Genomic DNA, 16,126 nt, shown 5'->3' with positions numbered 1-16,126 from the left:
TGTAAATACGTTACGACTATTTAAAAGTAACTGAGCCAGACAAATCAGCGGGCTTTCGAACTGCTGCAGCACACGACTACGACGAGAGGAAAAGCATGGTATCCGGCAGATTATCGATATCCACCAGAAAGCACATGGAACTTGTAGACATCACCCAGCAGATCAATGAGAAAGTGGAAGACTCAGGAATCATATCCGGAATCTGTCTGCTCTTCAATCCCCACACAACTGCCGGTCTCACCATCAACGAAGGTGCCGATCCCGCAGTACAAGACGATATCATAGCCGGATTGCAGAAAATTGTGCCGATGACATATCCCTTCAAGCATATGGAAGGGAATTCCCCCGCACATATCATGGCGTCTCTTATGGGATGCACCCTGACGGTGTTGATTGAAGAGAACCAGCTTGCTCTCGGTACCTGGCAGAAAATCTTTTTTTGTGAATTCGACGGACCGCGCTCTAGAACGTTAAAATGGCGCATATCCAATTTAGATTAACATTTTTGCTTAATAATATCAATGACTATAGAACCAGATCAAATGTGCTTCGGCTTGACTGAAGACCTCGACAGAAAATCCTTTGCCTGCTTTCTGCAGCTTGCCGGTGAGAAAAAGTTTGCCGAAGTACTGGCGGAGAGAACCAGTAGCGAAGAGATACTTCATTTTGTCGACGCCTTTACTCATCTCCTGCGCGAGCATCTTAACGAAAACGAGTACCACTCGCTCTTTCTCAAGGACGCGTCTCATGGCCACCACGACCACCACAGCGGGAGTGATGAGTAATGAGCAGCAGTCCTCTAAATGACCTGCAGAGCTATGTAGATCTGCTGCAGCGCGAAAACAATCTTCTTGTCATAGAAGAGGAGGTCGATCCCTATCTGGAAATCGCCGAAATCCATCGACGCGTTATTGAAAAGCAGGGACCTGCCTTATTGTTTACCAGGGTAAAAAACTCCACCTTTCCGGTGGTAACCAACCTGTTCGGCACCAACAAACGGCTTGAGCTTGCTTTCGGCAGAAAGCCGCAACAGTTTGTCAAGGATATCGTCCACCTGGCCGAAACCATCATGCCTCCGACCCTGGGAAAGATCTGGGAGAACCGCAATATTTTCAAGGATGCCATAAAGATCGGCTTGAAAAAAAGTTCAGCTGCTCCGATTCTCGATACCTGCATTAAGCCGGCCAGGCTGAGTGAACTCCCCATGCTGACCTCCTGGCACAGCGACGGCGGACCTTTCGTTACTCTTCCCCTGGTTTACACAGAGCATCCGGATGGACGGGGCCACAATCTGGGGATGTATCGGATCCAGCGGCATGACGACACTACTAGCGGAATCCACTGGCAGATCCATAAAGGTGGAGGATACCACTATTTCGAGGCTGAAAAGAAGAACCAGGCCCTGCCGCTGACCCTTTATATCGGCGGTCCTCCTGCCCTGATGCTTGCCGCCATCGCCCCTCTGCCCGAGGATATACCTGAGCTTATTCTCACTTCCCTGCTGATGGGAGAGAAGCTCAAGATGATCTCTGACCCGCTGGGCGGGCACGATTTGGTCGCTCATGCCGAGTTTGCCGTTAAAGGCATGGTGCCGCCGCACCTGCGTCATCCCGAGGGGCCCTTTGGCGATCATTACGGCTACAATTCCCTGGAGCACGATTATCCGGTGTTTCAGGTCAGTCATCTGTACCACCGCAAGAATGCGATATATCCGGCCACCGTGGTGGGCAGACCGAAACAGGAGGATTATTTTATCGGCGATTTTCTCCAGGAATTGCTCTCCCCTCTCTTCCCCCTGGTCATGAAGGGCGTCAAGGAGCTGAAAACCTTCGGTGAAACCGGTTTTCACTGCCTGGCCGCCGCACGTGTTGCCGACCGCTATCCCCGTGAAGCTTTCGCCTGCGGTCTGCGTATTCTGGGCGAGGGGCAACTCTCTCTCACCAAATTTCTGATCATCACCGATGGCGACATCAATATCGCCGATTTCGGCAAACTCTGGAGCCACGTCCTCGAGCGGGTACGGTGGGACAGTGATCTTTTTGTTTTCGCCAACGTCTCCCAGGACACCCTTGACTATACCGGCCCATCGGTCAATAAAGGCTCAAAGGCTATGATCATGGGGCTGGGCCGGGAGAAATTACGCTCGCTGCCTACTTCCTTCAGCGGCGATCTGCCGCAGGGTACCTCCCATCCAGTGGCCTTTCTTCCGGGAACCCTGGTACTGCAGGGCCTTAGCTACGAGGAGGAGCCGGATCTGCCCGGACGAATCGCTCAAGCAGAAGGACTGAGCAGCTGGCAGGTGGTCATTCTGGCCGACAACAGCAGAGAGGCGACACTTTCCATGCAGGAATTTCTCTGGACGATATTTACCCGTTTCGAACCGGCCGCCGATCTTCATGGAGCAGCACAGCAGGTCAAAAGGTTTCACGTCGGCCTTGAACCTCCCATTGTTATAGACTGCCGGATGAAGCCCTGGTACACGGAGGTGCTGGAAGTGGATACTGCTACCCGCAAAAAGGTGGATGAGAAATATCACAGGATCATTCCTGCCCAATGGCGATGAGTGAACATATCCGGCTGCAGAAGTACCTGGCACAATGCGGAATCGCCTCACGCAGAAAGGCCGAGACCTTTATAGCTGCAGGCCGCATCAGAGTCGACGGCAAAGTTGTGGTCGATATGGGTTCCAAGATCGATCCTCTTCGGCAAAGGGTCTCTTTTGACGGCAAGCCCGTTAAAAAAGAAGAGGAAAAGGTGTATATCCTGCTCAACAAGCCAAAAGGATATGTGACCACCTTAAGTGATCCGCAGGGGAGACCCATTGTGACCACTCTGATTAAAGATATTTCAGCCAGGCTTTTTCCGGTGGGCAGGCTGGACATTGATACGGAAGGTGCTCTGATTCTTACCAACGACGGTGATTTTGCCCAGAGAATACAGCACCCCAGCTTTGAAGTGACCAAAACCTACGAGGCGCTGGTTTCGGGTTTTCCGAGCAAAACCGATCTCCAGGCGCTGGAACGGGGAATACTGCTGGAAGGAAAAATGACGGCACCGGCATCAATGAAACTGCTGAAGTCAACTTCCCGGTCATCCCTTGTCAACATCATTATTCATGAAGGCCGCAAACGCCAGGTGAAAAAGATGTTTCAAGCCATAGGCCATCCTGTCATAGATCTTAAGCGACTTGCTTACGGCAGGCTGCAGCTGGGAAAATTGCCGAGAGGGGGGTATCGTAGTCTAACCCCAAAGGATTTAAATAAAATATTTAAAAATATTCCTTTACAAAAGGAAAAATAGCTGATTAAATCTAGTCAGTTACATATTAAGCAGATTTGATGAACAAGTGTGACTCCAGCTTTGCCCTTTCAGCAAGGAAGCGCAACGGAATTCGCAAACCAGATATGTAACTGTTTTTATTGTTTTTACGCACGTGGCTGTGCTCGTACTTTACCTCACAAAACTGGATCGCATGAAACCCTGGGGCAGGTAGCTGCACGGAATTTCTTCTAAAACAAGACGAAATTTCCAGGGTAAAACTTCCGTCCCAGTGAACGACACATTAGGACCAACCCAGCTGAGCTGGACAAGGACCTTTAGACAGATTATTTTCTTGGAAAAGACCAGAGAACAGTCTGTAAGGTACTAAAAAACTTACGGGAACAGGAGCAAAGCATGAATAAATCGGAACTCATTGAATCTTTGGCACAGGAAATAAATGTACCTCACCGCGAAGCTGCTGCAATCACCAACACCGTTATTGAAACTATGACAGAAGCACTTGCCAAAGGAGAGAGCATCGAAATCCGTGGGTTTGGCAGCTTTGTTATCAAGAACTACGAAAGTTATGAAGGTCGAAATCCCAAGACCGGCAAGAAAATCAAGGTCAAGCCCAAAAAGCTGCCTTTTTTCAAAGTAGGCAAGGATCTCAGGGAACAGGTCAATTCCAACAAAAGGTAAACCAGCGAGAATGGTCAGGTCGAATCCCTCCCCTCACCTGACCGTTGCTCTCCGCAGCACACTCTCGCTCTGCCTTCGTAATCAGACAATCGCTCCAACAAGGTCATAGATCTGTGATTCACAGATCTTTACCTGAACAATATCACCCGGAGCGGCATGACCATCATTAATATACACGCAGCCATCAATGTCAGCTGCCTGAAAACGGGTGCGCCCTTCCAGCAACAGGTCGGTCTCCCTACTGAGGCCCTCCACCAATACCGATTCCACCCTTCCCAGATATTTTTGCTGTATTTTTCTTGAGATTTCCGACTGCACCGAGAGGATATGATCGACTCTTTCCAGCTTCTCCTTCTCTGAGACCTGTTGCTCAAAGAATTCGGAAGGACAGCCCTCTTCATTGGCATAGGGGAAAACTCCGACATGATCGATTTTACAGGCCAGAAGAAATTCTTCCAGTTGCTTGACATCAGCATCTGTCTCCCCCGGGAAACCTAGGAGAAAGGTGGTTCGCAGAGCAACTTCAGGAAGGTATCTTCTGGCTTTATCTATCAGTTCGTATATTTTATCCGTCGTATATCTTCTGTTCATTCTGCGCAGAAGATCATTGCCGACATGCTGAAAAGGTATGTCGAGATAAGGCACGATGCGGCTGTTTGCCGCCATAAGCTCAAAGAGATCATCATTGATGCCCGAAGGGTAGAGATACATGAGCCTGATCCAGGGGATTTCGGTGTGGCGCAGCAAAGCCTCAAGGAGCGGTACCAGCGTTGACCTGCCCTCCCCTTCCGTACCAAAGGCGGTCAAATCCTGAGCTATCAGACTGAGCTCTTTGACTCCTTTGCGTTCAAGCACACCTGCCTCACACACCAGATCCTCAATCGACCTGCTGCGTAGTTCGCCGCGGAGAGAGGGGATCATACAGTAGGAACAGCGATTGTTGCACCCTTCAGTGATTTTCAGCCATGCCCTGAAAAAAGGCGTGGCTATCGTTCGCGGCGTCGCACTGCTCATAAGAAAGGGACCGGGAATGTGAGGGGGAACAACCCCATTGCCACTGCAGATCTGCCGCAGCAGACGAACAATGTCGCCGACGCCTTCGGTTCCGACCAGCAGGTCGATCTCCGGTAGTTCTTCCAACAGTTTCTGACGATACCGCTGGACCAGACATCCTGTGACTACCAGTTTTCTGGCAGTTCCTTTTCTGGTAGTATCTTTTTTATGGGCTGCCAGAGTAAGAATTTCCTCAACGCTCTCTTCGACTGCAGGTTGTATAAAACCGCAGGTATTGACAAGAAGAACCTCAGCCTCTTCCGGCGCGGAGACGACCTGCCAGCCATCCTGGTCAAGCAGGCCGATCATCACTTCGGAATCGACAAAATTCTTGGGGCAGCCAAGACTGGTTATATGTATGGTTTTCATAGTCTCTTACAACGCATCATTAAGCAAACAATCGAGCAGCCGCGTGCAGCGCTCTCGAAATATCGTATTCTTAAAACCCGGGTTCCATTTACTGCTCCAGAGCTCATCGGAGACAATCAGCACCGCGTTGAAATCAATATTACGAAAAGAAGCGACACTGCAGAGTGCGGAAAACTCCATATCGACACCGACGACATGCTCTTCCCTGCAAAGTTGCTGCAAAAAAGCCCTGCTTTCTCTATAGGGTGCATCGGTTGACCAGATATCGCCGTCTTTCCAGGGTAACTGTGCGGCTGCAAGCATCCTGGTTAAGGAGTTGCGGCCCTCACTTGAGGATTGCGGCCGTTTCACATCACCATAATACTTCGAGGTGCCTTCACCGCTGACAGCCCCTTTCGGTACGATAATATCCCCAATGGAAAAATCGGGATCTATCGCTCCACACCAGCCCATCATTATAATGCGACGGGCCCCGAGTGCGATGAGTTTCTCCATAACCAGGACGGCTGCCGGTGCTCCAATGGCTGGACCGGCGACAAATCTACAGCTGTCACTGCTGAGCGAAAGGCGGGAATTGTGAAGAAAAAGCTCTTCCCCTCCGCTTTTTACAGTCGCTGCCAGAGCTCGGTGCGCTTCCCCCGGATTGACGAAAAACATGCCGGTAGGGGGAATTTCTTTGTCTTTTTTAGTCTTTAAAGGATGGATGATGATATCATCAATAGTGCTGTTCATTTCGGCTGAATGCTCTTTTCTCTGTTCCATGGAAAGGCATAATATATCTTTTCTCTTGAATTGCACAGAGTATCGGAAAAAATTTTTCGAGCAGTTGCAAATGGTGCAGCTTTCTTTGCCGCCGCCAAACGCAAAAAGGCCGCAGATTTCTCTGCGGCCTTTTTCGATCAGCTTCTGATCTCTTCTCGTATATCAGCTACAGCAATGGATTAGCGTAGAGCAGAATCAGAGAGATTACCAGTCCGTAAATAGCGATGGACTCCGCAAGTGCCATACCGAGGATCATGAAAACCATCAGTTTCGGCTGTACTTCGGGATTACGTGCCAGTCCCATCGTAGCGCCCTGACCAACTGAACCGATACCAATACCTGCTCCAAGACCGGCCAGACCGATAGAGAGAGCCGCACCCACACAAATTAATGCCAGTTGAATATTACCTTCCATTATTTTACTCCTTTAAATGTTTTTTCTTAGGCCTTCTTCCGTACTGAAAACTTCTAAAATGAAACTTCAAAAAATCGTGAACGACCGTCTCAGAAGATCGTTCCTATTATCTATTATCAGTGGGCGTGTTCCTGAGCCTGGGCAATATAAACAACGGTAAGAAGCACAAATACCATTGCCTGGACCAGCGACACCAGAACACCGAGAACCATGATCGGCAGAGGTGCGAAGAATGCACCGGCCAGCATGAACAGGATCCCCAGCAGGGTCTCTTTTGCCATTATATTTCCGAAGAGACGAATGGAGAGCGAAAGCAGCCGGGCGAAGTTACTGATCAGCTCGATGGGCAGCATCAGCGGAATGAGCCACCACATCGGCCCGATGAAATGTTTATAATAGTTCAGACCATGGGCGCGAAAGCCGATGACATGATGGGTGATCCAGACGATGATGGTCAGCGCAAGTGTAGTGTTGATACTAGAAGTGGGCGACATGAAACCGGGGATAAGGCCAATCAGGTTGGCCACCGCAATATATAAAGCGAATGTTGCAATCATCGGGAAGAGCTTGTCGGTCATCTCCCTGCCCATATTATCGGCAAAGAAATCATCCATGCCGCCAATGACGATTTCCCAGAAATTCTGGCCGCCGCCGGGGATCATTTCCAGGTTCCCTACGGTGAGTTTGGAAACCACGAACAGAAATACCATGACCAGCCAGGTATAGGTCATATACGGGGCGGTGAGCTGCTCCAGAAAAGAATGGCCGACAAAGCCATGAGTGACCGGCAGACCCAGTTTTTCCAGAATAATTGAAATGAATAGAATCGGATGTTCCATAACCCTTCTTTACCTCCTCCCACTGAAAAAATAGCGTTTAGCCACACCTAACGCTGAAAAAGTGATCGTAAACACCACCGTTGACAAACCCAGAATCAGCCCAAATACATTTGCCCTGCCGCTCTTGATGAGGAGAAACAAAACAATGCCGATGATACCGATCCGGAACCAAAATTTAATCAGAAAACCAGTCTTGCTCTTCTTAACCTTTTTTGTATCCTCTTCCGTAACCTCCGCCTCGGTCGGCGTCAGTGTTTCGAAGAATCCGACAACATCCCGGTGAGATACGGTAAAACTCAGGATCGAGATAACTCCGCCTGCAAAAACCGCCCAGGCAAAGGACCATGAAACAATCAACCATGATCCGGCTGTGATAATCAAAAGATATATCCAGCCGGAAACCTGCATCTTCTGCAGGGAAATAATGTCATCCGTCACGCTATCCTCAATCTTCTTTCTTTCCACCCTTGTCTTTATTTTGCCAGAGGATACCGAACAGCGTCTTAAAACCGGCTGCTATACCAAAAGCCAGGCCGATGAAGGTAAACCAGGGGGCGGTTCGACCTTCAAAGACTTTCTGGTCCAGCAATATTCCGCCGCCCAGACCGATAAAGATGCAGGCAACGAAGGTAAATCCAATATGACCATAATTGGCCAGCAGGTGGATCATCTCTTTTTTCACACCGGACATGACATCCTCCTTAAATGACCTTCACCGCCAACTGTCATACTATCACGGTTTGGTAGCATGCCCATCATCCAAAGTCAACGGATTTTTTAACTTTCCAGCAATTTTTTGAATGACCATTCAGTCATTTTCACCAGATTTTTCAGCTCATCGGTGGTGTGAGCGGCTGAAATAAAAGCAACTTCAAACTGCGAAGGAGCAAGGTATATTCCCTGGGACAGCATCTGACGGAAATGGGCGCCATAACGATCGGTGTCCGATCGCATGGCTCCGTCAAAATCCGCCACCTCGGCTTTTGTAAAAAATGCTGTCATCAGCGAACCGATGCTGTTCAACTGCACGTCTATGCCGACGCGGCGCACGACATCCCGCAGCTGGTCAGCCGTTTCCGCGCTCTTTTCATTGAGCTCTTCGTAGAAACCGGGGCGTTGCAGGATTTTCAGGGCAGCTATGCCCGCTGACATCGCCAGAGGGTTGCCTGACAGGGTCCCAGCCTGGTAGACCGGACCATCTGGTGCGATATGGTTCATTATTTCAGCCTTGCCGCCGTAGGCGCCAACGGGAAGACCACCACCGATGATCTTCCCCAGACAGGTGAGATCCGGGGTGACATCAAAGTATTCCTGGGCACCGCCATAGGATAATCTGAAACCGGTAATCACCTCATCGAAGATAAGAATAATGCCCAGTTCCCGGGTAAGCCTTCTCAGAGTCTGCAGAAATTCCGGCTGAGGCGGTATGCAGCCCATGTTGCCGGCGACCGGCTCGATAATGACACAGGCAATATCCAATTTCTCATCCCGCAGTGTCCTCTCCAGAATCTCCACATTATTATAGGGAATCGAAGCGGTATTTTTGACAACATCATCCGGCACTCCCGGACTGCCCGGGATTCCCAGGGTGATTACACCTGAACCGGCTTTTATCAGGAAAGAATCGGCATGGCCATGATAACATCCATCGAACTTTATCACGGTATTCTTACCCGTGTACCCCCTGGCGAGCCGAACGGCGCTCATGGTCGCCTCCGTTCCGGAATTGACAAAACGAACCTTTTCCACGGAAGGTACCGCCTCGACCACCATCCGGGCCAGATCGACCTCGGAAGGCGTGGGTGCGCCAAAACTGGTGCCCGCTGTTGCACTCCTCTGTACCGCCTCGACAATATCAGGATGTGCGTGTCCCATTATCATCGGTCCCCAGGAACAGACAAAATCGGTATATCTGTTGCTATCCACATCGTAAACAGTTGAGCCCTCAGCTCTTTCGATAAACACCGGTTCACAGCCCACGGATCGGCAGGCTCTGACGGGGCTGTTCACCCCGCCGGGAATATATTTCTGTGCCTCTTTAAACATTTGGCCGGATCTGACTGTATCCATGGAATCTCCTTGTCTGTATTCTATCTGAAAATTTGGTCTCGAATTCTGTACATCCGCACTCTTCGCTTGTTCGGATGCCCTAAGTTTCCCGGCACCGACACCTCAACCTGCAACTTCGATGACTTTTCCGAGATCATCAGGTTAAACTTAAGACTATAGCATGGGGAAAGAAACAGTGTCAAACAGCTTCCAGCTCCTTGCTGTTAAATAGTGTTTACTGTTGACTATCTATCTTTCAAGTTTACATTATCAAATTCAATTTCCGTGACAATTTTACTTGTCACGGAAAAAGGCAACAGGTAAACTGAAGTCGGGATCGTAATCATTTGAAGCCGGTTTACTATTACTTTCCAACTATCATTATTATCACGTACTTTTTAAGGAGAAGAAAATATGGCAAGCGATAAAGTCCAACAGATAAGTGATGCAGATTTTGATTCGATTATTGGCTCTGACACACCTACTCTGGTAGATTTCTGGGCCCCATGGTGCGGACCCTGCAAAGCAATCGGCCCAGTCGTTGAAGATCTCGCTGAGGAGTTTGACGGAAAGATCAATATCGCCAAAATGAATGTCGATGATAATCCTGCAACCCCGGGGAAATTCGGGATACGAGCCATACCGACACTGATTATGTTCAAGGGAGGTGAGGTTGTTGATCAGATCACCGGAGCCGTCGGTAAATCTCAGCTCGTCGATCTCATCAATAAAGCCATTTAACATGTATTGCTTTGCTCTCCGGCAAACCGTATCTCAGCCAGGATACGCCAGCGGAGATCTTCGTTCATTTTAGCCGGAATCTGTTTCTTTCGGCAAAAACTGGTGTTTCTTAATTTCGTCTCTTTATTTCCTTATGAACTTATTACTTGGTATTTCACCCCGTCATCCCCTGCACCTCGTTTTTATTATTGCTCTTTTAGCTCTTCTGGCGGGCTGTTCGGCATCAGGAAAATTTTTCGAGGATACCGCCCCGAAAGATATGGACCTCAGTATGGCCCCGCAGATCCTTGCCCAGAAAGGCATGGAGGAATATAACCGAGGGAAATATTTCGTAGCTCTTGAATATTTCAACACAATCCTCGATAACCACCGCTTTACACCAGAGGCGCTGCTGGCCGAACTGAAAGTGGCGGACTGCCACTATTATATGGAAAAATACACGGAAGCATATGTGTATTACGAAAAATTTGAGGAAATGCACCCTACCAATGAGGCTATTCCCTATGTGATGTATCAGAAGGCAATGTGTTACTACAAACGTATTGATACCATTGACCGGGATATTTCAAATGCAAAGAAGGCCATCGAACGATTCCAGCTCCTGGTAAAGGCTTATCCTGAATCTCCTTACATCACAGATGCCGAAGCCAAACTTAGGGCCTCCAGGGAATTTTTGGCAAATCATGAATTCAGTGTAGCGAAATTCTACATCAGGACCAAGGAACCGGGTCAAGCCGTTGTTCGACTTAATTATCTGCTCGCCATGTATCCCCAGACTGAGATTGTCTCCCAGGCAAGAGATCTGCTCAGTGAGGTTGAGGCAAAAAGATAAATCCTAAAACTATCGCCCCGCCGTTCAGATGAACGGCGGGGCGATAGTTATCTAGTGCCCTTCCCGCAATTTGGTTTTTGGCAAAAGGAAGTAAACCTTTCAACTACAGCAGGAATCTTCCCTGAGCATCTGTTTTCGGACCGAGAAGCCTGAGGTTCGGGAATATCTTGAAAGCAATATAAAAAGACAGAATAATGGCCAATATCAGCAGAATGAGCTTAAGCAGGCCGAAAAGGGTTACGAATTTTGCCAGAAGGAACCATTCCAGCAGATCGAAAAGGCACCAAAAACCCAGCAGTCTGTAAATACCCCCATGAAACTGGTAGACGAAATAACTGAACACCAGCGGAAGGCCGATTCGGAGGAAAATAAAGATGGTGGACTGCTGGAAATCGATGGGTAGCTCCTGGAGAAATCCCATTATCGACACACCGACTAAAATAAGGAACAGAACGCTATTCAGGCGGAGATATCTTGTACGCATCTCCTGTTTCGGTATGGACGCTATGGCAAAAGCGACTTTGGAAGCATCCTGCGGATGAGCGCTGACCCGCCTGTTGAAAGCCTCCTCACGCGCCATTCCGCTATCCAGGTCTGCCATAATTTCATTTCTGAGATCAAGAAGTCCCATAACACCTCACTACAAACTCTATTTATTTTCAATAATAATTAGAAGAAGAGCAATCATGATAGTTCCGTAAAAAGTCATTGAAGGAGCCGGGATGGACTCTGCGATAAGCACCCATACGGGCATAAACTCCGACTTCGAAAAGCTTGATGCTAGGCCAGTATCTGAAACGGCGAGCATTACATGTGGTTGGGCAAATCGCCTTTTCAGATCTACAACGACAGATTGAGCTTTTTTACGACTCCATCAATCATGACTTTACAGGATATTGCTCTTCTCCCAGGCAGACATCCATGGCACGGACGGGACAAATAGTGACACAAAGACTGCAGCCGGTGCACTTTTCCGGATCAAAAATAACCGCCATATCCGATCTTCTCATAAATAGTGCACCGGAAGGGCATATTCCCGTACAGGCGCCGCATTGGAAACATTTTTGTTCATCTCTGCTGATTCCGGCGGCAAGTCGCTCGACTCTGACCTCGAAGCTCTTTAGATATTGAATCGCCTCCTTGACATTATTCCTGACGCCCCTGAGCTCGAGTACCATCATTCCTTCCCTATGTGGAAATATGTCGGCCTTGAGTATATTTGATTCTACATCGAATTTTTTTACCAGATTATAAATAAAGGGCTTATCACTGGTATCTTTAGGAAACCGGAGAATATAAATCCGTGCATACATGATTGTCTTCCTTGATTAATATAGAACAGAGAAGTACTTTTTTCAAAAACCAGGGCCTATATATACACTATTTTATAGAGGCAGGCCACCTCACATTGCCTTCCTCCGCTGATTCTATGGCCTGCTCCCCCTGCACCCTGTTCCCCGGGGTATCCGGTAACTAAAAATACAGCAGAAATTCACTGCAGTCTTTCTTGTCCTCCCCCGATGATTGACACTGGCTATCGATTGAGTATCATGCTACATTGGCGATGAGACGACATTGTCATTTGCCGAGGAGAATGAGAATCATGAAAACACTACTGGAAATACTCACCAGTGTAAAAAATGGACAGTGCGACATCACTGAAGCCCTGCAGAAAATTCAGGCACAGCCAGCCGAAACCATCGAAGATGCCTGTCTCGACCATCAGCGGGCCATGAGAACCGGGATACCGGAGGTGGTTTTCGGTGAGTCAAAAAGTGCCGAACAGATTACTGCCATCGCCACCTCCTTGCTGAAAAAGAAGGACCTTGTCCTGGTAACACGGGTTGAGGAAGAAAAAGCAGTTGCGGTTCAAAAGCACCTGCCACAGCTCGGCTATCATCGCAAGGCCGGCATTCTCTGCGGCAATCCTCGGCCGGCGATAATGGAAAAATGCCACGGCAAGGTTGTCATAGTCTGTGCCGGAACATCCGATATTCCTGTGGCGGAAGAGGCCAGAGTCACCGCGGAAAGCCTGGGCCATCCCGTCGAGAAACTCTATGATGTTGGGGTTGCGGGTCTTCACCGTCTGCTTGTCAATCAACCGCTGCTTTCCACCGCCTCCGTAATTATTGTCGTGGCCGGTATGGAAGGAGCACTTCCCAGTGTTGTCAGCGGTCTGGTCAGTGCTCCGGTAATCGGCGTGCCTACCTCCATCGGCTATGGCGCAAATCTTGGAGGATTCACCGCACTTTTGGGTATGCTCAACAGCTGTGCACCGGGGCTTGCCGTTGTCAATATAGACAACGGGTTTGGTGCCGCCTGCATGGCGGTAGCCATCAACACGGCACACAACACCTTGCCGTAAACCTTTTTTATCGCTTTTTTGACCATAATCTTTGGCAAACCTTGCAAGATTCAGGCATTGCGTTATAATCGCCATGCTATTTTGATGGCGGATCGTGTTGTCACCAAATATCTTTTTCAAAGTTAACTTGCGCGGCACCTGCAAATTTAAACGCAACCAGAGGCATAAATGAATACATCGCTGAAATTAAAACTTGGCCTGCTCATAATTTTGATCATAGGCTCCATTACCACTGTAGTCCCTTCGTTTTACAAAGGCGCACCGGACTGGTGGAAAACATATATGGCTCCTGAAGGCCTTCGCCTTGGCCTGGATCTTCAGGGCGGCATGCATCTGGTCCTCAAGGTTAATCTAAAAAAGGCCGTGGAAAACACCCTTGAGCTGGCCGCAGACGACCTCAAGAACCGCCTTGCCGATCAATCCATTACCGCGGTTCGGACTCAATCAACCACCCCGAATATCATCATCTTTACATTGCCCAACACCAGTGCAGTGGCAATGGTCGAGAAAATAGTCGCCGAAGATGAAGACATTGCAGCTACCGTGGAGAGCAAAGAGGGAAGTTTCCCCCGGATTAAGATACGCCTGACCAAAGAGAAATTGAAATTTATAGAAAATAATGCAGTTGACCAATCTCTTGAAATCATCCGCAACCGCATTGATCAATTTGGCGTGGCAGAACCTGTTATCATCCGTCAGGGTGAGGATGAAATCGTTATTCAGCTACCGGGCATCAAAGATCCGGAACGCGCCATAAACCTGATCGGCGACACCGCTCAACTTGAGTTCAGGGCTGTTGCAGATGCCACAGGTACCAATCTGAACGAAATTATAGGCAAAGCCGTCGACGCCGGCCAGTGGCAGGAGGGTGATTCCATTCGGCTGCTTAACCGTGCAGTTGGGAGCCTGCTGCCTGCCGAGACATCCGTCTATTTTGAGAAAGAAGTGGACAAACAGACGGGCAGGGAATATCTCCGCCCGATTCTGCTGGAAGACAAGGTTCTGATGACCGGCGACATGATTAAAGACGCCCAGGTCAGAATAGGCGGAACCTTCAATGAACCCTATGTAAGTCTCGACATGACCAGTAGAGGCGGCCGGATATTCGCCAATGTAACTGAAGAGTATACCGGGGAAAGGATGGCTATTGTTCTCGATGATATTGTGCGCTCAGCTCCGGTAATCCGCGAAAAAATTCTTGGAGGATCGGCGCAGATCACCGGCAGTTTCAGTCACGAAGAGGCCTCCGATCTGGCAATCGTCCTGCGCGTCGGCGCCCTGCCGGCACCGGTTGACATCATCCAGAACATGACGGTGGGAGCAAGCCTGGGGCAGGATTCCATCGACAAGGGTCTGACTGCCGGTATCTTCGGCGCCATCATGGTCCTGGCCTTCATGGTCATCTATTATCGCCTGTCGGGAGTGATCGCCAACGGTGCGCTTATACTCAATATCCTCTTCCTCTTTACCGGTCTGGCGGTTCTTAGTGCAACCCTGACTCTGCCGGGTATTGCCGGTATCGTTCTCTCCATCGGTATGGCTGTTGACGCCAATATCCTCATCTTTGAGAGAATACGGGAGGAATATACACTGGGAAAATCGGTCAAATCGAGCATTGACGGCGGGTTCAGCAAAGCCTTCTCGACCATCATCGATTCCCAGGTGACCACGCTGATAACGGCCATGGCTCTGTTCCTTTTCGGTACCGGACCGATCAAAGGTTTTGCAGTTACCCTTTCTCTTGGTATTATTTTTAACCTCTTTACCGTGTTATTCTGCTCGCGTCTCTTCTTTGACAGTCTCGCCGCGAAGAAGAAGATCGGCCGTCTTAAATTCATACAGATTGTCAAAAACTCAAATCTCGACTTCATGCGCCTCAAAAACATCACCTTCGTTCTCTCCGGTATTCTGGTGGCAATCGGCTTAATTTCTTTTATTCAAATTACCCGCGGCAGTGCCAATCTGGGCGTTGATTTCACCGGTGGTTCTTTGCTGCAGTACAAGACGCAACAGGAATTTTCCATGAACGAAGTGCGCAACGTTTTTGACAGTAACGAGATGCAGGGCGTAGATCTGCAGAAGGTTGAAAACGAAAACCGTCTTATCGTCAAGATCAAAAAATCAGAAGAAGTCGTGGCTAATCTCGGCGAAACCGTTTCGCGGATTCTAGATCGGGACCTGCCGCAAAACAAATTCAATCTCGAAAGTCAATCGGAAATAGGCTCTTCAGTCAGCGAGGTGCTGCGTAACAAGGCCCTGCTCGCTATCTTCATCTCCCTGGTCGGTGTCATTATTTATCTGGGCCTGAGGTTTGATCTACGATTCGGCCTGGCCGCCGCCATTGCCACTTTCCATGACGTTCTTGTGGTTCTCGGCATATGCTGGTTACTGAATGTGGAGATTACCCTGTTAATCATCACCGCACTGCTCACCCTCGCGGGATACTCGCTTAATGATTCCGTCGTCGTCTTTGATCGAATCCGCGAAAATATGCACAAGGACGAGAAAAAGAACCTGCCGGGTTTAATCAATGTCAGCATCAATCAGGTGATCAGCAGAACCGTTGTTACCTCATTGACATCTGCCATGGTTCTGCTTGCTCTATTTCTTTTTGGAGGATCCGTTATTCATGATTTCTCCTTCACCCTGCTGTGCGGCGTCATTGTCGGAACATACTCATCCATATTCATAGCAAGCCCGGTTCTGACGTTATGGAAACCCAGCAAAAGTTGAAAAATAAA

Annotated in this window: 18 protein-coding genes; 9 read left to right on the top strand and 9 right to left on the bottom strand. The window is 48.9% G+C overall.

Annotation, left to right across the window (positions count from 1 at the left end; all coding sequences use genetic code 11):
- Positions 1-95 precede the first annotated feature (95 nt).
- The 5 genes from JWG88_RS12660 (at position 96) to JWG88_RS12640 (ending at position 3,960) form a co-directional block, all read left to right on the top strand.
- Positions 96-500 carry a secondary thiamine-phosphate synthase enzyme YjbQ gene (locus JWG88_RS12660; protein ID WP_205234139.1) on the top strand — a complete coding sequence of 135 codons (405 nt, stop codon included), beginning with the start codon at positions 96-98 and terminating at the stop codon, positions 498-500.
- A gap of 21 nt (positions 501-521) precedes the next feature.
- On the top strand, positions 522-785 hold the full coding sequence (locus tag JWG88_RS12655; protein WP_205234138.1) for a hypothetical protein: 264 nt from the start codon (positions 522-524) through the stop codon (positions 783-785).
- The gene (locus JWG88_RS12650; protein ID WP_205234137.1) at positions 785-2,563 is read left to right on the top strand and encodes a UbiD family decarboxylase; all 1,779 of its coding nucleotides are present in this window, start codon (positions 785-787) and stop codon (positions 2,561-2,563) included. The genes JWG88_RS12655 and JWG88_RS12650 overlap by 1 nt, the downstream gene beginning before the upstream one ends.
- Positions 2,560-3,300, top strand: a complete 741-nt coding sequence (locus tag JWG88_RS12645; protein WP_205234225.1) for a pseudouridine synthase — start codon at positions 2,560-2,562, stop codon at positions 3,298-3,300. The genes JWG88_RS12650 and JWG88_RS12645 overlap by 4 nt, the downstream gene beginning before the upstream one ends.
- 375 nt (positions 3,301-3,675) lie before the next feature.
- Positions 3,676-3,960 (top strand): HU family DNA-binding protein, encoded by a 285-nt coding sequence (locus JWG88_RS12640; RefSeq protein WP_205234136.1) that lies wholly within the window; start codon positions 3,676-3,678, stop codon positions 3,958-3,960.
- Between the two features lie 81 nt (positions 3,961-4,041).
- On the opposite strand, the gene rimO is transcribed toward JWG88_RS12640, so the two are convergent.
- The 7 genes from rimO to hemL all read right to left on the bottom strand — a co-directional run bounded on the left by rimO (position 4,042) and on the right by hemL (position 9,468).
- Positions 4,042-5,382, bottom strand: a complete 1,341-nt coding sequence (rimO, locus tag JWG88_RS12635) for a 30S ribosomal protein S12 methylthiotransferase RimO (protein WP_205234135.1) — start codon at positions 5,380-5,382, stop codon at positions 4,042-4,044.
- 6 nt (positions 5,383-5,388) lie between these two features.
- Positions 5,389-6,114, bottom strand: coding sequence for a nucleoside phosphorylase (locus JWG88_RS12630; protein ID WP_205234134.1), 726 nt, complete (start codon positions 6,112-6,114; stop codon positions 5,389-5,391).
- Positions 6,115-6,310: 196 nt separating this feature from the next.
- The gene (atpE, locus tag JWG88_RS12625; protein ID WP_205234133.1) at positions 6,311-6,559 is read right to left on the bottom strand and encodes an ATP synthase F0 subunit C; all 249 of its coding nucleotides are present in this window, start codon (positions 6,557-6,559) and stop codon (positions 6,311-6,313) included.
- 116 nt (positions 6,560-6,675) lie between these two features.
- Positions 6,676-7,398, bottom strand: coding sequence for a F0F1 ATP synthase subunit A (gene atpB, locus JWG88_RS12620; protein ID WP_205234132.1), 723 nt, complete (start codon positions 7,396-7,398; stop codon positions 6,676-6,678).
- Between the two features lie 9 nt (positions 7,399-7,407).
- Positions 7,408-7,836, bottom strand: a complete 429-nt coding sequence (locus tag JWG88_RS12615) for an ATP synthase subunit I (RefSeq protein WP_205234131.1) — start codon at positions 7,834-7,836, stop codon at positions 7,408-7,410.
- Positions 7,837-7,843: 7 nt separating this feature from the next.
- Positions 7,844-8,089, bottom strand: a complete 246-nt coding sequence (locus tag JWG88_RS12610; RefSeq protein ID WP_205234130.1) for an AtpZ/AtpI family protein — start codon at positions 8,087-8,089, stop codon at positions 7,844-7,846.
- Positions 8,090-8,175: 86 nt separating this feature from the next.
- Positions 8,176-9,468, bottom strand: coding sequence for a glutamate-1-semialdehyde 2,1-aminomutase (hemL, locus tag JWG88_RS12605; RefSeq protein WP_205234129.1), 1,293 nt, complete (start codon positions 9,466-9,468; stop codon positions 8,176-8,178).
- A 393-nt stretch (positions 9,469-9,861) separates the two neighbouring features.
- On the opposite strand from hemL, the gene trxA reads away from it, so the two are divergent.
- Together trxA and JWG88_RS12595 are read left to right on the top strand one after the other, a co-directional pair.
- A complete protein-coding gene (gene trxA, locus JWG88_RS12600; protein ID WP_205234128.1) occupies positions 9,862-10,188 on the top strand; it encodes a thioredoxin in 327 nt (108 codons plus the stop codon).
- A 133-nt stretch (positions 10,189-10,321) separates the two neighbouring features.
- Positions 10,322-11,020, top strand: coding sequence for an outer membrane protein assembly factor BamD (locus tag JWG88_RS12595; RefSeq protein ID WP_205234127.1), 699 nt, complete (start codon positions 10,322-10,324; stop codon positions 11,018-11,020).
- A 103-nt stretch (positions 11,021-11,123) separates the two neighbouring features.
- Here JWG88_RS12595 and JWG88_RS12590 read toward each other — a convergent pair whose 3' ends face one another.
- Entirely contained in the window at positions 11,124-11,651 is a 528-nt protein-coding gene (locus JWG88_RS12590) for a hypothetical protein (RefSeq protein ID WP_205234126.1), read from the bottom strand.
- Positions 11,652-11,898: 247 nt separating this feature from the next.
- Positions 11,899-12,333, bottom strand: coding sequence for an NIL domain-containing protein (locus tag JWG88_RS12585; protein WP_205234125.1), 435 nt, complete (start codon positions 12,331-12,333; stop codon positions 11,899-11,901).
- Positions 12,334-12,623: 290 nt separating this feature from the next.
- Here JWG88_RS12585 and larB point away from each other — a divergent pair, with 290 nt between their 5' ends.
- Both larB and secD read left to right on the top strand, forming a co-directional pair.
- Positions 12,624-13,385 (top strand): nickel pincer cofactor biosynthesis protein LarB, encoded by a 762-nt coding sequence (larB, locus tag JWG88_RS12580; protein WP_240194420.1) that lies wholly within the window; start codon positions 12,624-12,626, stop codon positions 13,383-13,385.
- 168 nt (positions 13,386-13,553) lie between these two features.
- Positions 13,554-16,118, top strand: coding sequence for a protein translocase subunit SecD (gene secD, locus JWG88_RS12575; RefSeq protein ID WP_205234123.1), 2,565 nt, complete (start codon positions 13,554-13,556; stop codon positions 16,116-16,118).
- Positions 16,119-16,126 lie beyond the last annotated feature (8 nt).

The sequence above is a fragment of the Desulfopila inferna genome, assembly GCF_016919005.1.
Taxonomy (GTDB): domain Bacteria; phylum Desulfobacterota; class Desulfobulbia; order Desulfobulbales; family Desulfocapsaceae; genus Desulfopila_A; species Desulfopila_A inferna.
This window is presented reverse-complemented; position numbering and strand designations above follow the sequence as displayed.